A 24,136-nucleotide genomic window follows, 5' to 3' on the forward strand; every position below is an offset into this window, starting at 1 on the left:
GCTTTCGCGGGGGATGACAAAGGAGAATGCGTTGTCGCACTGACTCGCGTCAGTGCTCCTCGCCCATATCGTCGACTTTGCCGACGACCACTTGCAGGTCAACCTTGCCGGCCTTGGCGAAGGTCAGGGTGACGACGAAGGTATCGCCTTCGTTGAGCGGCTTCTTGAGGCCCATCAGCATGACGTGCAGGCCGTGCGGCTTCAGCATCACCTTGCCGTGGGCGGGGATGTCGATGGTGCCGGCCGGCTTCATCGTCATCATGTCGCCATCCATCGACATCTGGTGGATTTCGGTCATGGCGGCGACATCGGAGCTGGCGCCGACAAGCTGGTCGGCTTCGGCCCCGGTGTTTTCGATCTCGACATAGGCGGCGCCGGATTTGGCGCCATTCGGCGTCGCCCGCGACCAGGCGTGATGGAGGATAAGGTCGCCGGCCTTCTGTTCATGGGCGTCGGCCGTGGCGGAAAGGGTGCCCAGCGACAGGATGGCGGCGGCAATGAGGGTGGCAAACTTCTTCATGATGTTCAGGCTCCTTTGGCGATGATGTCTTTGAGCCGGGTGACCATTTCATCCGGCTGCATGTTGCCGGCGAGAACGCCGGCATATTCGAATTCGGGATTCATGACGATGATCGCCGTGCTGTGATCCATCAGGTAGAACTCGCCGTCGCCCTGTTTGGCGTAATAGACGCGGAACTTCTTCGCCGCGTCGGCGATGGCGTCGGGCGTTCCGGTCAACCCCATGATGCGCGGGTCGAACGAACTCAGATACTGCTTCAGGACTTCCGGCGTATCCCGTTCCGGGTCGATGGAGACGAAGACCGGTTGGATCTTGTCGGCATCGGCGCCCAGCTTTTCGAGAACCAGCGTGAAGGTATTGAGTGCCGTCGGGCAGGCATCGGGGCAGAAGGTGAAGCCGAAGAAGAACAGCGAATATTTGCCCTTCACGGCCGCCTCGGTCACTTCTTGCCCGTCGGTCCCGACCAGCTTGAAGGGACCGCCCACATCCAGCGATTCCGCCACATGCTTCGAATTGAGGACATAGCTGGCGCCGATTCCGCCCAGGGCCGCAACGGCCACGGCGGAAACCAGCAGAACGCGCCGGTTCATGGGAATTCTCCTGATGGATTTGATGGATGGTCATGCGGCCGGGATCGCCCGGCCGGCAAAAGCAATCGATTACAGCACGGCCAAGGCCGGCGGCGCCTGGGAATAGAAGGCATGGGGCCACCGCTCCCGTGCAGGAGCGGTCTCGGCCACCCGGACCGGCATCACCCGGGTCCAGACAGCGGCGACTGTTACCGTGATGGACGGTGCGGCAAAGCCCTGGGTTTGCGCCAGGGTGAAGCAGACCGGGCAGGTCGCGTGTCCACCCTCTCCGCGGGGATCGCCTTTCCCAGGGTCACCCTTGGCCGGCATGCCGAACCCCAGGCAGGTCGCGGCAAAACTCTGCGCTTCGTCCAGGGTCGGGGCGCCCGCGCGGGCGGCACTGGCGCGCATCGCTCCCTGCATCAGCTGGGCCGGCATGACCTGCGCGAAAAGCTGCAGGCCAAGCGCCAACAACCCCGCCGCCAGCATCAGCAGGCAACGCGGCGCATGGTCCGACCGCATGGGGCGGCGATATGTCGGCAGCCAATTCATTGGAACCATTCTACCCCGGCCACCCAAGGCGGAACAAGCAGCACCCCCTGCGGCCATTTGCCGAATGCGGTAAGGAGGAGGGCGCCGTCCAGGCGCCAATGGCAAATCTCAAGGCATGCAGTGCAGAACAATCTTTGTCAGGAAACCGAACCGAACAGGATGCCGGTTTCCGACGCCTGACGGATGATGTTCTACTGGAGAACGATCCAGACGCCGCGCGCAGATCCCAGTGGATCTTGCCGGAGCTGGCTTTCGTCATCTGCTTCCCAAAGGCGTCATTCGAACGTCAAACCAGATAATGCAGCAGCAACTGGACGGCGCAGGCACCGACCGCGGCGCGGCCGACAACGAAGACAGCCTCTGTCCACAACGATACGGGATTTGGTGGGCGGCTGAACTTCCATTGCAGGACAAGCGAGGTCGATGTGACGAGGGTGCGGAGGAAAGTGAACCACAAGACGATGCCCAATTCGTCGCGGTCATCGGGGAACAACGCCGTGAGGTCGGCCAGAAGGACGGCGAAGGTTATGGCGGTGAGAGCAGCTGTCTCGATAGCGCTGGCGGTCGGCGACCCGGTCCAAAGGGAAAGACCAAGCCGGGGCGCGAAGATCGTTCGATAGCCGATGACGATTGCCAGCCATGCTGCTAAGTCCCAAAAGATGAGGGTGCCGAAAATGTGATCGACTGGGCTGAATGCGGGCCAACCTGCCTCCAGGAAGACGGCAATGCAAGCTGTTCCCAGGCTCCGCAAGGTGACTGAGATCCCGATGCGTGGGAGGGGTGCCGGCAGGCGCCCAGGCCGGACCAGCCGAGCGACAGCCAGCCCGGCAGCGGCAACCCCCAGCTTCAGCGTGAAAGCCAAGGCAAAAATGAATGTTGGATTCTCTACATTAAGGAGACCTATCAGGCGAAACAACAGCGCGGCGAGTGCGGCATTTTCGGCAACCATCAGCCACCCGTTGGCGCGGTAGCCCGCCGGCATCGCGCGACACAGTATGGCATCCAGCGTATTGTAGGCAGCGAAGGTGAAGCCGGGCACGACCATCCAGCCGAATATGCTGTAATCATAACCGAACAGCGGCGTGGCCATCCATCCCAGCCACCTGTATCGGAAATCGGACATGATGCTCTCTAGTCTTGCGCTGGGGGTGAATGTGCTGCCCGTTGCAGTGATCCGGGAACGATTGCAAAGGCGGTACCAGACGCATTGCGATACGACGGCAGTGGCTTCAATTCCACAGTAATCGTCTCGGTCCAGGGCACTGACTCAACTCTAAAAGCCTGGGCGCGGCCCGTCGCAGCCAGCAGATAAAGTTGCGCGAAATCGAGTTCTCTGAACTTGTCTGCATCGGCGCGGCTGTCATTGATCTGGTAGAGGCGCAAATTGGTCCCGATCTCGCCGCTCAAGGCAGATTGAAGACCATCAGCCAGATGCCCAATGCACTGCCGGCAGCGCGCAGCAGAAGATAGAGCCTATCTTCTGGGCGGACAGGAAGGGTGGAGGCATCCCGCATCTGAATCATGCGCGACAATGCGGCAATGAGGCCTCGCGCCAAGAAGGCCGTCATCACCATGCCTTTGTACGCGGCCGCGTGCGGCGTCAAGAATGCTGCCATTGTGCAGACAAGAAAGCCCTCTAGCGGAAGGGTCAGCATCATGCGGCGCTGCGCCCAGCGCTTCCAGGACGCACCGGGTGCCGGCCCAGCGTCTTGATCGGCTTGTCGAGAACCACTTGGCGGCGGTCGACGGTGAAGCGGCCTTGGTGACGCCTTCGGCGACATCACGACCCGAAACCGAACCGAACAGGATGCCGGTTTCCGACGCCTGACGGATGATCATCTAGCTGAGAACGATCCAAGTGCCGAACGCATATCCCAGCGCCCGCAGCACAATCGAGACCCATGTGGCCTGTGTTGGCGTATCGGTTGCCTTTCCCTTGATATGCGCCTGCAACCCCAGTGAGAGACGCGTGACGATGACTTTTAGGATGAGCGCAAGAATGATCATCGTTTCACGTGCTGGGCCCTGTCCGATGCTTGCGGCAACGATCACCAACAGCACCGTGATGATCAAAGAACTCTCCAGCGGCAGGGCCAAAGCGTTTCCTTGCCAGCCAAAACGGCAAGTCAGCCAGAGCGCCATATCAATCGACGTCAACACCACGAACGGGAAAACAAAGAAAGCCGCATAGGTACCCGCCGCCATCAATAGCCACAACGCCGAAAAGGCGGCCATACAACGGAGTGCAATCATCGCCAGGGTGGCCGGCGACAGGAATGGCAACCGGCCGGCCAGCAATCGGCCGGAATGCTGCCGATCCGGCGTATGATTTCTTTGAATTATCGTCAACGTGACCGAGCTCAGCGCCTTCATGGCCAAGATTGGCATCATCTCCAATCCTGAGACAGACCAGGCCAGCGACGGCAACGCCCGCTCAATCCCTGCCGCCGACATGACGACCAGAGCGTTTTCAAGCAAGCTCGTCCAGACGCCGCCAATCGCGCGCCGCGGCAGGAGCAGACGCAACAGAACATCGGCCAACCACAGAGCAACGAGTTCATCGCTGCATGATATCAGGAATGCTGCCACTTCTTTCATGGTCGCTCAATTTGCTTGTTGCTTGAGCCGCGCTGCCATTTACCTGTGCCCGGGCGGATCGCAAATGGCTTCGTTGTGATGGACCGCGGATTCGGCGTTACTTTGACCAATTCGCACGTAAAGACCTCTTCCCATGGTGCTGACCGTATGACAAATGGTTTGGCGCGGCCAGTCGCGGCCAGCAGATAGAGCTTCGCAAGGTCGAGTCCAGCCATCGCATCCTGATTCTTGCCAAGACCTCTGAGCCAGATGCCGAAATTCGTACTTGTTTCGCCATCATCGTCAGTGAAGTCGTAAATGTCCTTCATCTGTTTGGTAATCTTCACGGTGGCGAAATAGCGGTCTCCCTTCCTCGTAACTGTCGCTACAGCGTCGCCATGTACCTGAACGTGACCAAGAGACGCGAAATGAGCTGGCGAAGCGGCCATGGCGTAGCTATTGCCCCAATAGCCAGTTGCGCCATCCCACGTCGACGTTACCGGCTTAGTGCTTTCTCCGTCCTTGAGAACGGCCATTTTCGGAACGAGCTGCTCCGATACTTGCTTGGTCATATTGGGGTTAGTCAGCCACTCGAGGACATGAGTATTCAAATCGTCACTGGCCGATTTTACGTTTGTGCCGTCAAGCAATTGTGACGTTGGCGTCAACTCCAATGCCACTCCGCTGCCATCCAGATAGTGGCGCATGAAGGCGCCTGCATCGGCCTGGAGCCCTGTTGCCTTCTCGTTGGTGAATGCAGTGTACTTGGATGCTTCGGCGCGCATCATTTCCTTGTAGCGATCCAATGCCTGCGAGGCTTTCTCGGTCAGTACTGAGTTACCGTCCTTGTCTGTCGTCACCCAGTCTTGGGCGATGATCGGCCACGTTGCTTTGCCGGGAGTTGGCCGACCGATCGCAAGTCCATTGGGCACTGGCTCGGGATCCTTGGCATAGTCGCGCTGCGGTGATGCCAGTGCCGGTCCCTTGGGCATACGGCCGTGCCCGTCGCCGGTCGGCAGCAACGGCTCAGGTGTCGCGTCATTGGCAGGCAGCGGCGCCTTGCCGGGAAGTGTTGCCTGGGCGGTCTTTGCCAGGATCATGGGTTTGGTCTCTCGCGCGTGGCTCATGCCCTCCTGAATGGCGGCTGAATAAGACGCGATGGTGGCGGGCTTGGGTTGTTCGCGCGGCGATTGATTGTCGTTCCGTGGTGTCAGCGCAGCGGCTTCCTCCTCGCCCGGCAGCTTGCCGGTGCTGCGGTGAATGGCGGCGATCTGGTCCAGCGTCTTGCCGGCGAAGGCGCGCTGACGTAGATCGCGCTGCGCCGGTGGTTCGATGGTGTGCTGATTGCCGAAGCGCGGCTTGCCGTCCGGCCCGCGATAGAAGGGCGCCGTGGCACCGGCCATGCCACCTTCCACGAGCCTTGCCGTATCCTCGTCGATTTCGCGCCCGCGATGCCAATCCTGCGGGTGAATGCCTTGCGCATAGGCGCGCTGGCGCCACGCCGCTTCGTTTGCGGGTGAGTCGAAGGTGAAGCTTCCATCCTGCCAGCGGCCAAGCGACTCTTCCGGGCGCTCTTCCTGCGCGACCTGCGGCGCTAGAGGCTGGGGCAGGGGACGGTTGCGCGGCGGTTGTACCATGAGGACGCTCCAGTGCCGTGGACCAGAATTACGTATAACGTATAAATTGCGTAATTGTCAAGAACAAAACAGGAACATACACAAAGAATCTCTCCAAAAGCAAAACGGCCGCCCGGTGAGGGGCGGCCGCTTCGATCACTCGAAAATGTCGAGCGATTACTCTTCCGACTTCGCCTCGTCGGTCGCTTCCGCGGCCTCGGCGAGGAGCTTGTCGAGATCGGGCGTCTCGTCATCGTCGGTCTTGGCGACGAAGCCGCCGGCCTTCTCCTGGATCGCCGCTTCGTCTTCCGACTTGGCGACGTTCGCCGTCACCGAGACGACGACTTCCGGGTGCAGGGCGACGCGGACCGGGTGGAGACCCAGCGTCTTGATCGGCTTGTCGAGGACCACCTGGCGGCGGTCGACGGTGAAGCCGGCCTTGGTGACGCCTTCGGCGACATCACGACCCGAAACCGAACCGAACAGGATGCCGGTTTCCGACGCCTGACGGATGAGGACGATCTTCAGACCGTCGACCTTCGTCGCGATCTTCTGGGCCTCTTCCTTGGCCTTCAGATTGTTGGCTTCGATCTGGGCGCGCTGCGTCTCGAAACGCTTCTTGTTCTCTTCGGTGGCGCGGAGCGCCTTCTTCTGCGGCAGAAGGAAGTTGCGGGCGAAGCCCGGCTTCACATTCACCACATCGCCGATGTGACCAAGCTTTTCGACGCGCTGGAGCAGAATGATTTCCATGGTGAAGTACTCCTTACTTCAACACGTAGGGCAGCAGGCCCAGGAAGCGGGCGCGCTTGATCGCCTGGGCGAGGACGCGCTGCTTCTTGGTGCTGACCGCGGTGATGCGGCTCGGCACGATCTTGCCGCGTTCGGAGATGAAGCGGCCAAGCAGCTTCACATCCTTGTAGTCGATCTTCGGCGCGTTCGGGCCCGAGAAGGGGCACGATTTGCGGCGACGGAAGAACGGACGACGGCCACCGCCGGCGCCACCGGCCGGACGGCCTTCGCCCCGACCCTCGCCACGGCCTTCGCCGCCGCGACCACCCTCACGGGGACCACGTTCGAATTCGCTCATGCCCGGTCTCCTTCACCTTCGGCAGAAGCGGCCGGGCGTTCGCCACGGTCACGACCGCCAAAACCACCTTCACGGCCCCCATCGCGGCCCGGACGCAGCCGGTCGTCACGATCGCGGCCACCGAAGCCGCGGCCACCTTCACGGCCGCCTTCGCGCTCGCCACGGCCTTCACGGTCGCGGCCCTTGGACTGCAGCATGGCGCTGGGGCCGGCTTCCAGTTCGTCGACGCGGACGGTGAGGTAACGCAGCACGTCTTCATGGATGCGCATGTTGCGCTCCACTTCGGCGATGGCACCGGCCGGGGCTTCGATGTTCAGGAGAACATAGTGGCCCTTGCGGTTCTTGTTGATGCGGTAGCTGAGACCCTTGAGGCCCCAATATTCCTTCTTCAGCACCTGGCCGCCTTGCGCGGTCACGATGCCGGTGAAGAGTTCGGCCAAGGCGTCGACCTGCTGGGCAGTGACGTCCTGGCGCGCAATAAAGACGTTCTCGTAGAACGGCATTAAGACACTCCCTTTGGCTCTTGCTGGCCCGCTGCTGGTCTGCCGGGGATCGGCAACGCATCAGCTGAGATGGTTGGAAAACCCAATCATTTCACGGGCCTAGCCGATCCTCTCACACCGTCAGCGGGTGGCTCCCCAAGGGGAGGCGAAGGGTCGGCAGGGCTATGGACCGGCGGGTTATACACAGGCCCACGGGAATTGCAAGTTGGGGGCCCTCAAACCCTAGGCCTGAATACCCAGCGCTTGGCGATCTCGGTCGCCCCCACATAGGCCGCCACGACGGCCAGGATGAAGGCGAGTTCGCCCAGGCTCGGCGGGACGAAGCCGAAAAGGGTCGAAACGGGACCCAGGAAGGGCGAAAAAAGGGCCAATCCGGAGACCGCCAACGTCATCCAGAAGAGGAGGGCGGAGGGGCGGCTCGCCCAGGCCGGCCCCCTGGTGCGGAGCACCAGCACGACGGCGAGTTCGGTCAGAAGCGAGATGGCGAACCAGACCGTCTGGAAAAGCGGCTCGTTCGCTTTGAGGCCCCAGATCAGCACGGCAAAGGTGATGAGGTCGAAGACCGAGCTGATGAGGCCGAAGGCCACCATGAAACGCTGCACATCGGCGATCCGCCAGCGCTGCGCCTTCTCCATATGCTGGGCGTCGACATTGTCGGTGGCGATGGCGAGCGACGGCAGGTCGGAGAGGAAATTGTTGAGCAGGATCTGCTTGGCGGCCAATGGCAGGAAGGGGAGAAGCGGTGTCGCCACCGCCATGCTGATCATGTTGCCGAAATTGGCGCTGGTCGTGATCGAGATATATTTCAGCGTGTTGGCAAAGGCGCGGCGACCGTTCTCGACACCGCGCTTCAAGACGCCGAGATCGCGTTCGAGGAGAATGATGTCGGCACTCTCGCGCGCCACATCGACCGCCTCGTGGACCGAGATGCCGACATCGGCCGCATGCAGCGCCGGCGCATCGTTGATGCCGTCGCCCAGATAGCCCACCGCATGCCCGCTTTTCTGCAGGGCGCGGACGATGCGTTCCTTCTGCTGCGGGTCGACCTCGACGAAAAGGTCCGTCTGCGGGGCAAGGTGGAAGAGCGCTTCCTCGCGCATGTCGGCGATATCCGGCCCGGTCAGGATTGCCTCGGGCCGGAGGCCCACGCTGGCGGCAAGATGCGCGGTCACATAGCGATTGTCGCCGCTGATGATCTTGGTGCGGATGCCGAGGCGGGCAAGTTCGGTGAGTGTTGCCGCCGCATCGGGCTTGGCCGGATCGAAGAACAGGAGGAAGCCCGCAAAGACCATGTCAGCCTCGTCCGCATGGTCATAGCCCATCTTGGCATCCACATCGCGCTGGGAGAGGGCGAGGACGCGGAAACCTTCCTGGCTCTTCGCCGCGAAATAGGCTTCGAGCGACTGACGGTGCGTCTCGTCGAGTGCGACGCGGCCCTCCGGCAGGTCGATCGCGGTGCAGACTTCGAGGATCTGGGCGAAGGCACCCTTGGTGATGATGCGATGGCGCCCGGCGTCGCCCTTGACGACGATGGTGAGGCGCTTGCGGATGAAATCGTAGGGGATCTCGTCGATCTTCTGCGCATTGGCGGCAAGGCCCGCTTTCTCGCCCGCTGCCATGATGGCCCCGTCGAGCGCGTTCTCGATGCCGGTTTCGAGGGCCGCATTGAGATAGGCGGCCTGCAGCATCGCGGCCGACGGTTGCCCGGTGGGATCGACCGCTGCGTCGAGGGTGACGATGCCGGCGGTGAGCGTCCCGGTCTTGTCGGTGCAGAGCACGTCCATGCTGCCCAGATTTTCGATCGCCTCCAGCCGGCGGACGATGACGCCTTGGCGCGCCATCAGGCGGGCGCCGCGCGAGAGGGTCACGCTGACGATGGCGGGGAGGAGTTCCGGCGAAAGGCCCACGGCGAGCGCCACGGCAAAGAGCAGCGATTCGACGATCGGGCGGCCGAGCAGCAGATTGACGGTGAGGACGAAGAGCACGATGACGATCATCACGCGGATAAGCAGATAACCGAACTGGCGGATGCCGCGCTGGAACTCGGTTTCCGGCGCCCGCGCCTTCAAGCGCCCGGCGATGGCGCCGAAGGCGGTGCGGCTCCCGGTTTCGGCGACCAGCACGCGGGCGGTGCCGCTGCGGACCGAGGTGCCGAGGAAGACCGCGTTGTTGCGTTCGGAAAGGGCGGCCGTTTCGGCGGCTTGCCCCGGCCGCTTCTCGACGGGGAAGGATTCGCCGGTGAGGCTCGCCTCGCTCACCATGAAATCATTGGCGGCGAGAATGAGGCCGTCGGCGGGGATGAGATTGCCGGCGGAAAGCTCGATGATGTCGCCGGGGACGATGTCGCTGGCCGGCAATGGGACCGGCACCCCGTCGCGCCACACCTTGGCCTTCAGGGCGAGATGGCGCTTCAATTCCTCGACCGCAGCCCCCGCGCGATACTCCTGATAGAAGCCGAGCAGCGTGCTGACGAGCACGATGGCGAGGATGATCCCCGCATCGACGAAATCCCGGAGGAGCGCCGAGACGCCGGCCCCAAACAGCAGGATGATGACGAGCGGGCTCGCGATCTGGCGCAGGAACAGCTGCAAGGGGCCGATCCGGGTGGCGCTTTCGACCGAATTGGGGCCGATCCGCCGCCGCCGCACTTTTGCTTCGTCGGTTGAAAGACCGGTCGCTTGCGAGCCCAGCGCGGCAAAGGCGGCATCCTGCGCCAGGGTCCAAAATGCCTTCTCACTCATGCGCGTGCTTTCTTCTTATGGGTGGGGCGGCGGCGCAATTCACGCCGCGCGATGATGAGGCCGGGCAGCATCGGCAGCCAGAAGGTGAAACCGCGCAAGAGCAGCGTCGCGGTGAGGGCCGCTTCGACCGAGATCCCCTGGAGGTGCAGCATGGTGACGCTGACCGCCTCGAACGTGCCGAGGCCCAGCGGCATCGGGCCGATGGTGGCGGCAAGCGAGGCCATCATGAACGCCGCGAAAGCGATGGTGGCCGGTACCGGCGTTCCCACCGCCTGCAGCATCGCCCACAAGGTGGCGGCATCGAGCAGGAAGACGCTGGCCTGGAACAGGCTTGCGCGGATGAAGGGCAAGGGGCGGCGCATGAGATTGGCCGGCGCGTCGGCCAGCGCCTGCAGCAGGGTCGCAACGCCCGGCACCCGGTAGAGGCCGCGCGCCAAGCCGCTGTCGGCTGATTTCAGATGATTGCGCGTCGACCAGCGCCGCAGCAGCAGGACGATGACGGGAATGGCGATTGCGACGGCGAGAAAGATGGCGGCGGCACCCACCATCAGGGCATCAAGCCAGCCGCCGCGATAAAGGAGGAAGAGCGCCGCCAGAACGGCCAGGACATAAGCGATATAGAAGGAGACCATGCCGATGAGGAGCGCCGCCATCGCGATGCCGCTGGCGATGCCGCGTTTTTCAAGGGCACTCACCACTAGCAGCGTGCCGCCGATGCCGCCGGTGGGCAACGCCTGGTCGGTGAAGAGCTTGGCAAGACCGAGGGGCACCAGCGACCAGAAGCGCCGCCCGCTTCCCATGTCGCGGAGCGCCCCGTGCCAGACGGCGGCGGCCGAAAAATAGGTGAGGCATTGCAGGACGAAGGCGAGGAGGAGCCAGACCGGCTGGGCCTCGCGCAAGAGTGCTGCGAAATGTTCAAGCTCGGTGAAGCGGGTCGCCACCAGCACCACGGCGGCCAGGATGAACAGGCCAGACAGCCAGGACAGGCCCAGCCGCCAGCTGCCGATGCCGCCGATATCCCTGGTGCGATCCGTCATTCTCTCAGAATCAACCAGGTCGTCCGCAAAAGGCCAGGGTCAAGGTTGCCACACCCCTCAGGCACTGCGCCCGTCATAGGGAATGCGCTTCAGGCTGCCGAGATCGATGCCGTCGAGGCAGCGCACATTGATCGCCGCCATCGCCGCCCCATCCGGTCCCTTGCCGAAACCGAAGGGCGCGCAGCCGCAGGTGGGGCAGAAATGATGGTCGATCACATGCTTGTTGAACTGGTAGATCGTGGTGCGAAGTTCCGGCGAGGCCAGGCGCAGGTTTTCACGCGGCACGAACCACAGCAGATAGCCTTTCCGCTGGCAGTGCGAGCAGTTGCATTCGATGACGTCGCCATAGGTTCCTTCGACTTCGAACCGGATCTGGCCGCAATGGCAACTGCCCTTCTGCATCCTACCCTCCGCTTGAGGTGCTTCGCGAAGGGCCCAGCCGTCAGAGGCCCAGCGCGCTCAAGCCCGGATGATCGTCCGGCCGACGGCCCAATGGCCAGTGAAATTTCCGCTCGGCGGCCGCGATCGGCTTGTCGTTGATGCTGGCATGGCGCTGGGCCATCAGGCCGTTCTCGTCGAATTCCCAATTCTCGTTGCCATAGGAACGGTACCATTGGCCGGAATCGTCGTGCCATTCATAGGCAAAGCGCACGGCGATGCGGTTGCCGGTAAAGGCCCAAACTTCCTTGATCAGGCGGTACTCAAGCTCACGCGCCCATTTGCGGGTGAGAAAGGCAGCGATCTCGGCCCGGCCCCTCGGGAATTCGGCCCGGTTGCGCCATTGGCTGTCCGGTGTGTAGGCGAGCGAGACGCGTTCGGGATCGCGGCTGTTCCAGGCATCCTCGGCCATGCGCGCCTTCTGGGCGGCGGTCTCGGCGGTGAAGGGGGGCAGTGGGGGGCGGCTCATTTCCATATCGGTCTCCCGGGTTGCGGATGGGGAAAGGGGGCGAAAACGGGTCGCTCACAGCTAGGAGAATGGACCAAAAAGGGCCAATAGAAGATGTTAATTTCATGATTTGCGGCGCCAATCACGGCATCCTGCCCGCCCTTGACTTGGCGGCGCCATCTGGGGTCTAAGCCCCCCGGGCAGGTTATGGGCATGCCAATATCGGGAGGTTTTTCGATGCGCGCTTTCGTTTTCCCCGGCCAGGGTTCGCAGGCCGTCGGCATGGGCAAGGCCCTGGCTGAGGCGTTCGGTCCGGCCCGCCACGTGTTCGAGGAAGTCGATGACGCGCTGGGGCAGAAGCTCTCGCAGCTGATGTTCGAGGGGCCGGAAGGCGATCTGACCCTGACCGAGAATGCCCAGCCGGCCCTGATGGCGGTTTCCATCGCCGTCCTCAAGGTGCTGGAAGCGGAAGGGAAGTTCCGCCTGGCCGACAAGGCCAATTTCGTGGCCGGTCACTCCCTGGGTGAATATTCGGCGCTGGCCGCTGCCGGTGCATTCTCTCTGGCCGATACCGCGCGCCTTCTGAAGCTGCGCGGGCAGGCGATGCAAAAGGCCGTGCCGGTGGGCGAGGGTGCCATGGCGGCGCTCCTCAATTTCGATCTCGAACGCGCGCAGAAGGTGGCGAGCCAAGCAGCCGAGGAAACCAAGCTGGTCTGCGCCGTCGCCAATGACAATGATCCCTCGCAAGTCGTCGTCTCCGGCGCCAAGGCGGCGGTCGAGCGCGCGGGCGCCCTGGCGCTTGAAGCCGGCGCCAAGCGGTCGGTGATGCTGCCGGTCTCCGCCCCCTTCCATTGCCCGCTGATGCAGCCTGCGGCGGATGCAATGGCGGAAGCACTCGCCAAGACCGACATCAAGATGCCGGTCGTCCCCGTCATCGCCAATGTGACGGCGCAGCCTGTTTCCGATCCCGCCACGATCAGGAAGCTGCTGGTCGAGCAGGTGACCGGCACGGTGCGCTGGCGCGAAAGTGTCCAGACGATGAAGAGTCTCAACGTGAGCCATGTCTTCGAACTGGGCGCCGGCAAGGTTCTTTCCGGCCTGGTGAAGCGCATCGACAAGGAAATCGAGGCCCAATCGGTGGGCCAGCCGGCCGATATCGAAGCCGCCCTCAAGATTCTCGTCTGAAGGAACAGAAAGCCATGATGTTCGACTTAACCGGCAAGACCGCGCTCGTCACGGGTGCCTCTGGCGGCATCGGCGGCGCCATCGCCAAGGCGCTGCACGCGCAGGGTGCAACCGTGGGCCTCACCGGCACGCGGCGCGAGGCGCTCGACACCCTCGCTGCCGAGCTCAAGGACCGGGTTCATGTCTTCGTCGCCGACCTTGGCGATCCGGCCGCGACCGACGCGCTGATGAAGGATGCGGAAGGTGCGATGGGCAAGGTCGACATCCTGGTCAACAATGCGGGCCTGACGCGCGACAACATCGCCATGCGCATGAAGGACGAAGAGTGGCAGAAGGTGATCGACGTCAATCTGACGGCCGGTTTCCGCCTGGCCCGTGCCGCCATGCGCGGGATGATGAAGCGCCGCTTCGGCCGCATCATCGGCATCACTTCGATCGTCGGCGTTACCGGCAATCCCGGCCAAGCCAATTACGCCGCCGCCAAGGCCGGCATGATCGGCATGTCGAAGGCGCTGGCGCAGGAACTGGCATCGCGCGCGATCACGGTCAATTGCGTGGCCCCCGGTTTCATCGAAACGGCGATGACGGATGCCTTGACCGACGAGCAGCGCAACGTGATCCTGCCCAAGGTTCCCGCCGGTCGTCTGGGCCAGTCGGGCGAGATCGCTGCCGCCGTGGTCTATTTGGCCAGCGACGAAGCCGCCTACGTCACGGGCCAGACGCTCCATGTGAATGGCGGTATGGCTATGATCTGATTACATTTTTACGCGATCCGGCAGGGTCGTGCCGGGGCTACTGGTCAAGGCTGGCTGAGTTGTGTTAAGTGACCGCCTGACAACAGCCTCTGATTCATCCGAAATAGTGGGACGGAACCAATATTCGGGTGGCAAATTCGGTTAACAATCGCAAGGACCGTCGGCCTGGATTAAGGGCCGGCTCAAACAAGGGAAGACATGAGATGAGCGACGTTGCTGAGCGCGTGAAGAAGATCGTCATTGAGCACCTGGGCGTTGAAGAAGCCAAGGTCACGGAAGGTGCCAACTTCATCGACGATCTGGGCGCGGACAGCCTTGATACCGTCGAACTCGTGATGGCGTTCGAAGAAGAATTCGGTTGCGAGATTCCGGACGATGCGGCCGAGAAGATCCTGACCGTGAAGGACGCCATCGACTACATCAAGTCGAAGTCTGCCTGATATCCCTTGCCGGCCGATGGGCTCGATCCGCAACGTGATCGGATTCTTCGGCCGGGAAGTGCAGGAATTTCCGTGCGGGCCCCGGTTTCGGGGCCCAAACGATTTGTGGGCCGCCGGGTTTTGGGCGTCATCGCGCCGGCCGGTGGCAATAAAGTAACTGGAAGAGAGTGAGCGAGGACATCATGCGTCGCGTGGTCGTCACCGGTATGGGTATCGTGTCGCCCCTGGGTGTGGGTGTGGATCATGTCTGGAAACGGCTGCTGAATGCCGAATCCGGCATCAGCGGCATCCAGGCCTTCGATGTTTCCGACCTCCCCTGCAAGATCGGCGGCCAGGTGCCGCTCGGCGACAAGGCTTCGGGCAATTACAACCCGGACGAATATGTGTCGTCGAAGGACCAGAAGAAGATGGAGCCCTTCATCGTCATGGGCATCGCCGCGGCGACCGAAGCGGTCGCGGACAGCGGCTGGGCGCCCACTGACCAGGAATCGCTCGATCGTACCGGTGTCCTCATCGGTTCCGGCATCGGTGGCCTCAATGGCATCTACGACACGGCGCTCATCCTCAAGGAAAAGGGCCCGCGCCGCGTCTCGCCCTTCTTCGTGCCCTCGTGCCTCATCAACCTGGTCTCAGGCCACGTCTCGATCAAATACGGTTTCCGTGGCCCCAATCATTCCGTCGTCACCGCCTGCGCCACCGGCACCCATGCCATTGGCGACGCGGCGCGCATGATCGCGCTCGACGATGCCGATGTGATGGTGGCGGGCGGTGCCGAAGCCACGATCGGGCGCATCGGCTATGCCGGCTTCTGCGCGGCGCGCGCCATGTCGACCTCGTTCAATGACACGCCGACCGAGGCCTCGCGCCCCTGGGACAAGGATCGCGACGGCTTCGTCATGGGCGAAGGCGCCGGCATGATGGTGCTGGAAGAATACGAGCACGCCAAGAAGCGCGGCGCCAAGATCTATGCCGAAGTGGTGGGCTATGGCCTTTCGGGCGACGCCTATCACATCACGGCGCCGTCGGAAGACGGTAATGGCGGCTTCCGCGCCATGCAGGCCGCGCTGAAGCGCGCCAAGATGAACCCGGAAGACATCGACTATATCAACGCGCACGGCACCTCGACGCCCTTGGGCGACGAGATCGAGCTGGGTGCGGTGAAGCGCCTCTTCGGCGATGCGGCCTACAAGCTCACCATGTCGTCGACCAAGTCGGCGACCGGCCATTTGCTGGGTGCGGCCGGTGCGGTCGAGGGGATCTTCTCGGTCCTCTCCATCCGCGATCAGGTGGCGCCGCCGACGCTCAACCTCAACAACCCGTCGGAAGGCTGCGATATCGATCTGGCGCCCAAGCAGGCACGCCAGCGCAAGATCCGCACCGCTTTGTCGAACTCGTTCGGCTTTGGCGGCACCAATGCCAGCGTCATCTTCACGGGCGTGAACTGAGGCGGGCGCGGGTCGCGGACCGGCCGGTCGCCCCCCTATGTCGACGCACCTTCCCATGCTGGCACCGATGGTGGCGCTGATCATCATCCTCGTCTCGGTGCTGTCATGACCTTGAGCGGCAAGACGCTGGCTGAGATCGTCGGCGGCGTGCTGTTCCTCATCCTGCTGGTGGGCGGTGGCGCCACCGCCTGGTTCTGGAACAGCTTCAACGGCAATGGGCCATTGCGTGACGAAAAGGTGCTGGTGATCCCGAAAGGGAGCGGCGTTGGCGCCATCGCCGACCTGCTGGTCAAGGAAGGCGTCATCGACAACCCGCTGGTCTTCAAGATCGGCGTCAAATTCTTCTCGGACGACCAGCCGCTGCATGCCGGCGAGTTCCGCTTTCCGACCGCGGCTTCCCCGCGCGGCGCCATGCAGGTGCTGATCGAAGGAAAGTCGGTGCTGCACCGCATCACCTTTGCCGAAGGCTGGACGGTGCGCGAAATCTTCGACGTGCTCCAGCAATCGCCGCTGCTCGACGGGCCGCTGCCGCCGCCGCCGGCGGAAGGCACGCTGTTGCCGGAAACCTATTTCTTCGTGCGCGGCGACAGTCGCGGGGCGCTGGTCGAGCGCATGAAGGCCAACATGGTCGAGACGCTGGCGAACCTCTGGGCCAAGCGCGATACCGAGATCGGCCTGGAGACGCCAGAAGATGCCGTGATTCTCGCCTCGATCGTCGAGAAAGAAACCGGCCTCAAGGACGAGCGCGCGCGCGTCGCTGCCGTCTTCCACAATCGCCTCAAGAAAGGCATGTCGCTGCAATCCGACCCCACCGTCATTTATGCCGTGACCTTGGGCAAGGCGCCGCTCGGGCGCGACCTCACCTATGCGGATCTGAAGCTCGAAAGCCCCTACAACACCTATGTCGTCGCCGGCCTGCCGCCCGCGCCGATCGCCAATCCGGGCGAGGCGGCCCTCAAAGCCGTGCTGCACCCGGCCAAGACCAAGGACCTCTATTTCGTGGCCGACGGGACCGGCGGGCATGCCTTTGCCGAGACGCTCGACGGCCACAACAAGAATGTCGCCAAGTGGCGCAAGATCCAGAAACAGAACAAGCAGGCCAATTGATGTCGACCAGCCCCGATCAGAATCCTGCCGCAAACCGCATGGAGCCGGTGATGAATGTCGGCAAGCAATGCGCGCTCTATCTGGGCGTCGTCGCGGCGCTGGCCGCCGGCGTTGCTTTCTTCGGTCCCTTCGACCATGTGCCGGCGGTGGCCCAGGAGCAGTCCAGCCTGCCGCTCGAAGGCGAATTCGACATGCTGGCGCCGCTCGATGCTGCCGAAGGGGCGCCCAAGGATATCGCCGTCTTCTTCGTCACCGGCAAGGCGGCCGAGAAAATGTGGAACGCCTTCCCGATGGAACCGGTCGAGGATGAGTGCGTTGGGCGCCTTTCCAAATTCGGCAACGGCATCGTCTGCTACGGCGCCAACGGCGACGGCTCGCCGGCGGAAAGCCCGTTCGAATGCAGCTTCGGCATCGACATGAAGAGCCAGAGCCTCACCCTGCCGCACGATTGCTGACGCGCCGCCCGTCAGATGGCCTGCGGCACGATGATGGCAGGATAGATCAGCAGGGCGATGAACAGGCTCTGCCCAATGATGTAGTCGACGACCGCCAGCAGGCCGGCACCGAAATAGCCGATACCGAGCGCGGTATTGAGCAGGAACGCCTCGTAGACGAGCGAGACGATGATGATGACGGTGATCGCGATATCGGCCGGACCGGCGAGCGGCCCGAAAAGGCCGAAGAGGCCGACGACGAAGCCCAGCACCGACAGCGAGAAGCCGAACCAGTTGTAGGAACTGAGGGCGGCGATCGCCTGTCCTTCCCGCTCCAGCGCGCGCCCGATGACGATGAGGAGCAGGGGGAAGCTGATCCTGCTCAACACATAGAAGGTCGCGATGCTGATGCCGACCTCGAACGCGCTGGTGCTGGGGTCGGCGTCATACCACATGAAGATGCGGACGAGCGTGATGGGGAGGAGCGGCAGCATCAGTCGGAACGAGCGCCGCGCACCTGCAGCCGACCGGTCAAACCAATTGACGAAATGCGCATCGAAGCGCAGCAGCAGGGCCAGGCCGGTGAAAGCCGCGCGGATTTCGCCCCCGCTAAGCATCAAAAAAAGCGTCAAGGACGCGTTCGTAGATGCGGCTCAGGGCTTCGATATCGGCGACCGGCACATGCTCATCCACCTTGTGCATGGTGGCACCGGCCAGGCCGAACTCGATCACCGGGCAGTAATTCTTGATGAAACGCGCGTCCGAGGTGCCGCCGGTGGTGGAGAGTTCGGGGGTGAGGCCCGTCTCCGCCTGGACCGCCCCCACGAGAAGTTCGGAAAGGGGCCCCGGCGGCGTCAGGAAAGATTCGCCCGAGCATTCGCAGACAAGATCGTAGCGGCCACCGACCGTATCGAGACGACGGCGGATTTCCGCTTCGAGACTCTTGGCGGTGTGGAGATCGTTGAAGCGCGAATTGAAGACGGCCTTGGCTTCGGCTGGAATGACATTGTTGGCCGGGTTGCCGACATCGACCGTGGCGAATTGCAGGGTCGTCGCCGGGAAGTGCGCCGAGCCATCGTCGAGCGGTTCGGTCAGGGCCGCGATCATTGCGCTGAGGCGATGGATCGGGTTGTCAGCGAGATGCGGATAGGCGGTATGGCCCTGGATGCCGTGCACGGTGAGGCGTCCGGTGAAGGAGCCGCGCCGGCCGATCTTTGCCATTTCGCCAAGCCGCGTCGGATTGGTCGGTTCGCCGACGATGCAAGCATCGAGCTTCTCGCCCTTCTCGGCCAGCCAGTCCAGCACCGGCTTGGTGCCGTTGACCGCCGGGCCTTCCTCGTCCCCGGTGATGAGAAGCGAGATGGCGCCGGCGAACTTGCCCTGCCGCTTGGCGGTGAAGCGCGCCGCCGCCGCCGCGAAGGCGGCGATGGCGCTTTTCATGTCGGCGGCACCGCGGCCGTAAAGCTTGCCGTCCGTGATGGCGGCAGCGAAGGGATCGACCTGCCAGCTTTCCGGCCGGCCCACCGGCACGACATCGGTATGGCCGGCAAAGCAGATGTTGCGGCCCGGCCGGTCGCCGTTCCGCACGGCGTAGAGATTCTGGATCTCCGCCGTGCCGGGAGCGGCGAAGGCGAGGCGATGATTGGTGAACCCGGCACTCTTCAGCGCCTCTTCCAGCACGCCGATGGCGCCTTCGTCCCGGGGCGTTACCGAGGGACGGCGGATGAGGTCCTGCGCGAGCTTGACGGGATCCACGATCGTTCAGTCCCGCAAGAGGTCGTTGATCGAGGTCTTCGAGCGGGTCTTTTCATCGACGCGCTTGATGATCACCGCGCAATAGAGGCTGGGGCCGGGTGTCCCGTCGGGGAGCGGCTTGCCCGGGAGCGAGCCCGGCACCACGACGGAGTAGGCGGGGACCCGGCCGTAATGCACTTCGCCGGTTGTCCGATCGATGATCTTGGTGGAGGCGCCGATGAAGACACCCATCGAGATGACCGAGCCTGTTTCCACGACGACGCCTTCGACCACTTCCGAGCGGGCGCCGACGAAGCAATCATCCTCAATGATGACGGGGCCGGCCTGCAGGGGCTCCAGCACGCCGCCAAGGCCAACGCCGCCCGAGATATGGCAGTTCTTCCCGACCTGCGCGCAGGAGCCCACCGTCACCCAGGTATCGACCATGGTGCCGCTGTCCACATAGGCGCCGACATTGATGAAGCTCGGCATCACGACGACGCTGGGGGCCACATAGGCGCTCTGACGCACGACGGCGCCCGGCACGGCGCGGAAGCCGGCCGCCTTGAAGCGCGCCTCGTCCCAGCCGGCGAATTTCGAGGGGACCTTGTCGAACCAGGCGGCATCGCCGCCCGGGAAATCACCGCCGCCGGGGACGAGATAGGAATCGTTCAGGCGGAAGGAGAGGAGCACGGCCTTCTTGAGCCACTGGTTGGTCTGCCACTTGCCGTCGATCTTTTCGGCGACACGGCGCTTGCCGGAATCGAGGTCGGCCAGGGCCTCATTGACGGCATCGCGCACTTCGCCCTTGGTGGCGGCGCTGACTTCCGCGCGCTTTTCCCAGGCGGCGTCGATGACGTTGGCGATATTGCTCATTGAATATTCCCCTTCTTGGCGGTCGCTGTGCCGAAGGGGGCGAGAAAGCCCGCCAGATCCTCGGTCACGTGATGGATAAAGGTGGGATCACCAGCCGGTCCAGCCCACTCGTCATCGGTCTTGACCAGGACGGTGGTCATGCCGAGTTCATGGGCCGGCGCCAGGTTCCGTGGCATGTCGTCGATCATGACGGCGGCGGCGGCATCGATCCGTTGGGTCTCGCACAGGCGCCGGTAGACGCCGATATCCGGCTTCGGGACAAAATCCGAGGCGACGATGTCGAAAATCGCTTCGAAATGGCGGCCGATGCCGACCTTCTTCATGACGCGCTCGGCATGCGGCACCGAACCGTTGGTGAAGATCACCTTGCGTCCCGGCAAGGCGGCGATGGCGGCATCGAGCGCCGGATTGGCATCGAGCCCGGAAAGATCGATGTCGTGGACGAAATCCAGGAAATGGTGCGGGTCGATCCCGTCATTGACGATGAGGCCGCGGAGCGTCGTCATGTGTTCCTGGAAATAGCGCTTTTGCAGGGCCAGGGCCTCCGGTTCGGTCAGCCCCAGATTGTCCTGGATATATTGCCGGATGCGGACCTGAACCTGGTCGAACAGGCGGCAGGACGCAGGATATAGCGTGTTGTCGAGGTCGAAAATCCAGGTACCGACCGCTTTTGTCCCCTGTAACGACATGTCGCCCTTCGACCATCCGGTGCTCTGCCGGCCCCGTTTGCCGGTCGCCCGGACCTTATGGCCTCAGGCGCGCACGGGCAAGCAGAAGCGGGTAGCTTAACACCCTATTAATCGTGTGGGCGGCAATCTCTCCGCCATCATGGTTGAGCAACAGACCGATCTGCCCTCATTGCCGAAATCCATCGCCGCCGCCGCTTCGCTGTTCGAGCAGGGCGGGCCGTTCGCGGCTGATCGCAACCCGGCGGTCCTCCTGGACGGCAAGGGGAATATCCGCGCTGCCAATGCGGCAGCAGCGGGATTGGTATCGGTTTTGGCGACAGCGCCTGCCGAACTCGCCGCGGCAATCCGCACGGTCGCAGAAGGCGCGCCGGCACGACTGGCGGCCCTTGAAGCGGTGGGGGCGGATGGGAAGAGCCAGATGCTGGACCTCAGCCTCCTGCCCTGCGCCGGGGCGGGCGAGAGCGGCATCCTCATCCTGGGCCGGGATATCAGCCTGGAGCGGGCCTTGCGCAGCGCCCTCATCGATTCACGCCAGCGCTTCAAGGAATTGATCGACGCCGCCGCCGATTTCACCTGGGAATTGGATGCGGACGGGGCCTTCAGCTTCGTGTCCGGACCGCTGGCGCTGGGGCATCCCCCCGGCGATCTCATCGGCCGCCGGCCGCAGGAATTCGCCATCGCCGACGATGCCGCCCGCGCCTTCGACGGCAGCGGTCCCCACGGTGGGACCGAAATCTGGATGCGCGGCGCCGATCAGCGACCCTTGTGCCTGCTGGTCCAAGGGCAGCCGCTCACCGCCCACGGGCCGTTCCGCGGGGCGCGTGGCCTGGCGCGCGACATCACCGCCCAAAAGGCCCGCGAGACGGAACTGGCCGAGGCACGGCACCGCGAACGGTTGGTGGTCCATCTGCTGCGCTCCCTGCGCCGATCGATCGATCCCGCCGAGGCGATCGCCATGGCACTTACCACCGCAATCCAGGCCGTGGGTGCCGATCAGGGCCGGGTCGCGCGCTTCGGTCCCGAGGACGCCATCCAACCCCTTGGCGGCGATGCGAGTGCCGCCGATCCAGATCTCATCGCGGCGGCCCTTGCGGCACCGGAAGGGGTGGCCCTTGGGCAGGATGGTGAACGCCTGGGGCTTGCCTTCATCTGCCGACACGATGCACGGCGTGTGGGCCTCCTCATCCTGTGGCGCGATGCGGCGCGGGGCGATTGGCTGGCCGACGATCTCTTCCTTCTCGGCGAGTTGGCCGAACAGCTCGCTGTGCTCATCGAGCAGTTGAAGGGCCAGGAACAGCTGAAACAGCTTTCCACGACCGACGCCCTGACAGGCCTTCTCAACCGCCGCGGATTCGAGACGACGCTGGCGCGCGTCGTCGATCGCGCCCGGCTTGAGCATCATGGTGGCGCTCTCATCTATGTCGATCTCGACAATTTCAAGCAGATCAACGACCGGTTCGGTCATGCCCAAGGCGATGCCGCCTTGGTGGCGACCGCCGACATTCTGCGGCATCAATTGCGGGCGCGCGATCCGATCGGGCGCTTGGGCGGTGACGAGTTCGTGGCCTGGATGGATGGGATCGACCGCGACGAAGTTGTGGCGCGGGCTGTGGCCTTGCAGACAGACGCCAAATCGCTGCAACGTTTTGCGCCGGGCAGCGACAAGCCGCTGGGCTTTTCGATCGGCATCGCGCTGTTGCGCGAGGGCGACTCGCTCGATGTGCTGATGGCGCGGGCCGACGAGGCCATGTACCGGATCAAGCATGGCGGCAAGGGTAGTTACGTGGTGGTGGATTAGGGGCTTTCGGGTTAGGGGCATGGAATACGAAGAGGCAAAGAGGCTGGCGGCAGCCGGCAGCGATTCGCAGCGGCGGGCGCTGGCCGGGCGCCAGGATATACGGCCGGAGATCCTTTATTTCCTGGCCGAGGACAAATCGGCCGATGTGCGGCGTGCCATCGCCGGCAATGAATCGACGCCGCGCCAGGCCGATCTGCTGCTGGCCAAGGACAGCGATCAGGGTGTGCGCGAATTGCTGGCGCAAAAGATCGGCCGTCTGGCGCCGCAATTGTCGCTGGAGGCGCGGGCGCAGATCCGCGATCTCACCATCGAGGTGCTGGAGACGCTGGCGCGCGACCAGGCCATGAAGGTCCGGCGCATCGTTGCCGAAGCCCTGAAGGACCTCACTGACGCACCGGCCCATATCATCCAGGAACTGGCCCGGGACCTTGAAATCAAGGTCGCGGGGCCGGTGCTGCAATATTCGCCGATCCTCACCGACGACGATCTCATGGAGATCATCAGCGCCGGGCCAATCCGTGGTGCACTTACCGCCATCGCCAAGCGCCGTCGTGTCGGCGAACGGCTGGCCGACGCCATCGTCGCGGCCTCGGTCGAGGTGCCGGAGGAGACGGATACGATCACCGATCTCCTCAACAACCGTTCCGCCCAGATCCGCGAGGAAACGCTGGACCTCATCCTCGACAAGGCGCCGGCCATCGAAGAATGGCACGAACCGCTGGCGAAACGGCCGCTGTTGCCGATGAATGCGGTAAAGCGGCTGGCGGAATTCGTCTCGTCCTCGCTGTTCGATCTGCTGACCTCCCGTCCCGATCTCGACAAGGCGACGGCCAAGGCCGTAGCGAAGGCCGTGAAGAAACGCCTGGCCGCTGAGGCCAAACAGAAGGAAGCCGCCAACAGCCCGGCGCCGCCACCCCCGGGTGACGAGGAGGCGATGAGTGCGGCGATCTCGGGAGGCAAGCGCGAGCAGGTGATGGAAGCGATCGGCCGCGATGCCAAGCTCGATGCCGTCATCGTCAAGAAGATCATGACGTCGATGAGCGCCAAGGCGGTGACGGCCCTGGCCTGGAAGGCCAAGTTGACCATGCGCCAGGCCCTGCAATTGCAATTGAAGATCGCCGGCATTCCGCCGCACCAGGTTCTCAACCCGCGGGGCGGTACCGATTACCCACTGACCGAGCGGGAGATGGAATGGCAGTTGGAGCTCTTCACCGGCTGACGGGCTTCAGCAAGGTCCGCAGCAAGTTCTTCCGGCTATGCCGGTCCTGCGGGCATTCCGGCAATGCCGTGTAGCCTGGCACCGAACCCCGAGCGGCCAGAGATCTTGTTTCCCCTGCTGCAATCGGGCCGTCGGATAGGTGGCGGGTAGAAGGGAGCCGGGGCGGGTCGGGAAAGCTCCAGCAACCTTTCTCACATTTGTGCGGATTGCGATGGCTGTGGTGCAATGTGGATATATTCTTTCCAGGCAATCGCGGTTTTGCCGTTAAAATCGACACACCATTGTGATTCTCAGGAAAAAATCCACCTCATACATAACATCGTGTGAGCGCATTAATCTCTGATTCAGATTCGCTCTTCATTAATG

28 protein-coding genes are annotated in these 24,136 nt (G+C 63.4%); 8 read left to right on the forward strand and 20 right to left on the reverse strand.

The window, feature by feature from the left end; genetic code table 11:
* Positions 1-49: 49 nt before the first annotated feature.
* The 16 genes from ACE3PP_RS04035 to ACE3PP_RS04110 all read right to left on the reverse strand — a co-directional run bounded on the left by ACE3PP_RS04035 (position 50) and on the right by ACE3PP_RS04110 (position 12,109).
* Positions 50-520 (reverse strand): copper chaperone PCu(A)C, encoded by a 471-nt coding sequence (locus tag ACE3PP_RS04035; protein WP_374378173.1) that lies wholly within the window; start codon positions 518-520, stop codon positions 50-52.
* Positions 521-525: 5 nt separating this feature from the next.
* Positions 526-1,110 carry an SCO family protein gene (locus ACE3PP_RS04040; protein WP_374378175.1) on the reverse strand — a complete coding sequence of 195 codons (585 nt, stop codon included), beginning with the start codon at positions 1,108-1,110 and terminating at the stop codon, positions 526-528.
* 69 nt (positions 1,111-1,179) lie between these two features.
* Positions 1,180-1,641: a DUF2946 family protein gene (locus tag ACE3PP_RS04045; RefSeq protein ID WP_374378177.1), complete on the reverse strand. Its 462-nt coding sequence runs from the start codon at positions 1,639-1,641 to the stop codon at positions 1,180-1,182.
* A gap of 286 nt (positions 1,642-1,927) precedes the next feature.
* Positions 1,928-2,731 (reverse strand): hypothetical protein, encoded by an 804-nt coding sequence (locus ACE3PP_RS04050; RefSeq protein WP_374378179.1) that lies wholly within the window; start codon positions 2,729-2,731, stop codon positions 1,928-1,930.
* Positions 2,732-2,772: 41 nt separating this feature from the next.
* Entirely contained in the window at positions 2,773-3,048 is a 276-nt protein-coding gene (locus ACE3PP_RS04055; RefSeq protein ID WP_374378180.1) for a hypothetical protein, read from the reverse strand.
* Positions 3,045-3,299 (reverse strand): hypothetical protein, encoded by a 255-nt coding sequence (locus ACE3PP_RS04060; RefSeq protein ID WP_374378182.1) that lies wholly within the window; start codon positions 3,297-3,299, stop codon positions 3,045-3,047. The genes ACE3PP_RS04055 and ACE3PP_RS04060 overlap by 4 nt, the downstream gene beginning before the upstream one ends.
* On the reverse strand, positions 3,296-3,373 hold the full coding sequence (locus ACE3PP_RS04065) for a hypothetical protein (RefSeq protein ID WP_374378354.1): 78 nt from the start codon (positions 3,371-3,373) through the stop codon (positions 3,296-3,298). The genes ACE3PP_RS04060 and ACE3PP_RS04065 overlap by 4 nt, the downstream gene beginning before the upstream one ends.
* A 107-nt stretch (positions 3,374-3,480) precedes the next feature.
* Positions 3,481-4,239: a hypothetical protein gene (locus ACE3PP_RS04070; RefSeq protein WP_374378184.1), complete on the reverse strand. Its 759-nt coding sequence runs from the start codon at positions 4,237-4,239 to the stop codon at positions 3,481-3,483.
* Positions 4,236-5,855, reverse strand: a complete 1,620-nt coding sequence (locus ACE3PP_RS04075; protein WP_374378185.1) for a hypothetical protein — start codon at positions 5,853-5,855, stop codon at positions 4,236-4,238. Before ACE3PP_RS04075 ends, ACE3PP_RS04070 begins: the two co-directional genes overlap by 4 nt.
* A gap of 156 nt (positions 5,856-6,011) precedes the next feature.
* The gene (rplI, locus tag ACE3PP_RS04080) at positions 6,012-6,584 is read right to left on the reverse strand and encodes a 50S ribosomal protein L9 (protein WP_374378187.1); all 573 of its coding nucleotides are present in this window, start codon (positions 6,582-6,584) and stop codon (positions 6,012-6,014) included.
* 13 nt (positions 6,585-6,597) lie between these two features.
* Positions 6,598-6,921, reverse strand: coding sequence for a 30S ribosomal protein S18 (gene rpsR / locus ACE3PP_RS04085; RefSeq protein WP_374378189.1), 324 nt, complete (start codon positions 6,919-6,921; stop codon positions 6,598-6,600).
* Positions 6,918-7,424 (reverse strand): 30S ribosomal protein S6, encoded by a 507-nt coding sequence (rpsF, locus tag ACE3PP_RS04090; RefSeq protein WP_374378190.1) that lies wholly within the window; start codon positions 7,422-7,424, stop codon positions 6,918-6,920. Before rpsF ends, rpsR begins: the two co-directional genes overlap by 4 nt.
* 215 nt (positions 7,425-7,639) lie before the next feature.
* Positions 7,640-10,165 carry a magnesium-translocating P-type ATPase gene (gene mgtA, locus ACE3PP_RS04095; protein ID WP_374378192.1) on the reverse strand — a complete coding sequence of 842 codons (2,526 nt, stop codon included), beginning with the start codon at positions 10,163-10,165 and terminating at the stop codon, positions 7,640-7,642.
* Entirely contained in the window at positions 10,162-11,202 is a 1,041-nt protein-coding gene (locus ACE3PP_RS04100) for a YbhN family protein (protein ID WP_374378194.1), read from the reverse strand. The genes mgtA and ACE3PP_RS04100 overlap by 4 nt, the downstream gene beginning before the upstream one ends.
* Positions 11,203-11,259: 57 nt before the next feature.
* On the reverse strand, positions 11,260-11,604 hold the full coding sequence (locus ACE3PP_RS04105; RefSeq protein ID WP_374378196.1) for a GFA family protein: 345 nt from the start codon (positions 11,602-11,604) through the stop codon (positions 11,260-11,262).
* Positions 11,605-11,644: 40 nt separating this feature from the next.
* A complete protein-coding gene (locus tag ACE3PP_RS04110) occupies positions 11,645-12,109 on the reverse strand; it encodes a DUF1348 family protein (protein ID WP_374378198.1) in 465 nt (154 codons plus the stop codon).
* Between the two features lie 216 nt (positions 12,110-12,325).
* Between ACE3PP_RS04110 and fabD the strand changes: the two genes are divergently transcribed.
* The 6 genes from fabD to ACE3PP_RS04140 all read left to right on the forward strand — a co-directional run bounded on the left by fabD (position 12,326) and on the right by ACE3PP_RS04140 (position 17,475).
* Positions 12,326-13,273: an ACP S-malonyltransferase gene (gene fabD, locus ACE3PP_RS04115; protein WP_374378200.1), complete on the forward strand. Its 948-nt coding sequence runs from the start codon at positions 12,326-12,328 to the stop codon at positions 13,271-13,273.
* A 17-nt stretch (positions 13,274-13,290) separates the two neighbouring features.
* Positions 13,291-14,028, forward strand: a complete 738-nt coding sequence (gene fabG / locus ACE3PP_RS04120; RefSeq protein WP_374378356.1) for a 3-oxoacyl-[acyl-carrier-protein] reductase — start codon at positions 13,291-13,293, stop codon at positions 14,026-14,028.
* A 203-nt stretch (positions 14,029-14,231) separates the two neighbouring features.
* Positions 14,232-14,468 (forward strand): acyl carrier protein, encoded by a 237-nt coding sequence (locus ACE3PP_RS04125; protein WP_133613758.1) that lies wholly within the window; start codon positions 14,232-14,234, stop codon positions 14,466-14,468.
* Between the two features lie 182 nt (positions 14,469-14,650).
* The gene (gene fabF, locus ACE3PP_RS04130; RefSeq protein ID WP_374378358.1) at positions 14,651-15,913 is read left to right on the forward strand and encodes a beta-ketoacyl-ACP synthase II; all 1,263 of its coding nucleotides are present in this window, start codon (positions 14,651-14,653) and stop codon (positions 15,911-15,913) included.
* Between the two features lie 105 nt (positions 15,914-16,018).
* Positions 16,019-17,020 carry an endolytic transglycosylase MltG gene (gene mltG, locus ACE3PP_RS04135; RefSeq protein WP_374378202.1) on the forward strand — a complete coding sequence of 334 codons (1,002 nt, stop codon included), beginning with the start codon at positions 16,019-16,021 and terminating at the stop codon, positions 17,018-17,020.
* Positions 17,020-17,475: a hypothetical protein gene (locus ACE3PP_RS04140; RefSeq protein ID WP_374378204.1), complete on the forward strand. Its 456-nt coding sequence runs from the start codon at positions 17,020-17,022 to the stop codon at positions 17,473-17,475. Before mltG ends, ACE3PP_RS04140 begins: the two co-directional genes overlap by 1 nt.
* Positions 17,476-17,486: 11 nt before the next feature.
* Here the strand turns inward: ACE3PP_RS04140 and ACE3PP_RS04145 are convergent, their stop codons facing one another.
* The 4 genes from ACE3PP_RS04145 to ACE3PP_RS04160 are packed head-to-tail and all read right to left on the reverse strand — an operon-like array spanning position 17,487 to position 20,753.
* Positions 17,487-18,071 carry a hypothetical protein gene (locus ACE3PP_RS04145; RefSeq protein WP_374378206.1) on the reverse strand — a complete coding sequence of 195 codons (585 nt, stop codon included), beginning with the start codon at positions 18,069-18,071 and terminating at the stop codon, positions 17,487-17,489.
* Entirely contained in the window at positions 18,064-19,212 is a 1,149-nt protein-coding gene (dapE, locus tag ACE3PP_RS04150) for a succinyl-diaminopimelate desuccinylase (RefSeq protein WP_374378360.1), read from the reverse strand. Before dapE ends, ACE3PP_RS04145 begins: the two co-directional genes overlap by 8 nt.
* 3 nt (positions 19,213-19,215) lie before the next feature.
* On the reverse strand, positions 19,216-20,064 hold the full coding sequence (gene dapD, locus ACE3PP_RS04155; protein ID WP_374378208.1) for a 2,3,4,5-tetrahydropyridine-2,6-dicarboxylate N-succinyltransferase: 849 nt from the start codon (positions 20,062-20,064) through the stop codon (positions 19,216-19,218).
* Positions 20,061-20,753 carry a pyrimidine 5'-nucleotidase gene (locus tag ACE3PP_RS04160; RefSeq protein WP_374378209.1) on the reverse strand — a complete coding sequence of 231 codons (693 nt, stop codon included), beginning with the start codon at positions 20,751-20,753 and terminating at the stop codon, positions 20,061-20,063. The genes dapD and ACE3PP_RS04160 overlap by 4 nt, the downstream gene beginning before the upstream one ends.
* 139 nt (positions 20,754-20,892) lie before the next feature.
* Between ACE3PP_RS04160 and ACE3PP_RS04165 the strand changes: the two genes are divergently transcribed.
* Positions 20,893-22,551 carry a diguanylate cyclase gene (locus tag ACE3PP_RS04165; protein WP_374378211.1) on the forward strand — a complete coding sequence of 553 codons (1,659 nt, stop codon included), beginning with the start codon at positions 20,893-20,895 and terminating at the stop codon, positions 22,549-22,551.
* A gap of 19 nt (positions 22,552-22,570) precedes the next feature.
* A complete protein-coding gene (locus ACE3PP_RS04170; RefSeq protein ID WP_374378213.1) occupies positions 22,571-23,770 on the forward strand; it encodes a DUF2336 domain-containing protein in 1,200 nt (399 codons plus the stop codon).
* Positions 23,771-24,136 lie beyond the last annotated feature (366 nt).

The sequence above is a fragment of the Dongia sp. genome, from assembly GCF_041910485.1.
Classification (GTDB): Bacteria; Pseudomonadota; Alphaproteobacteria; order Dongiales; family Dongiaceae; genus Dongia.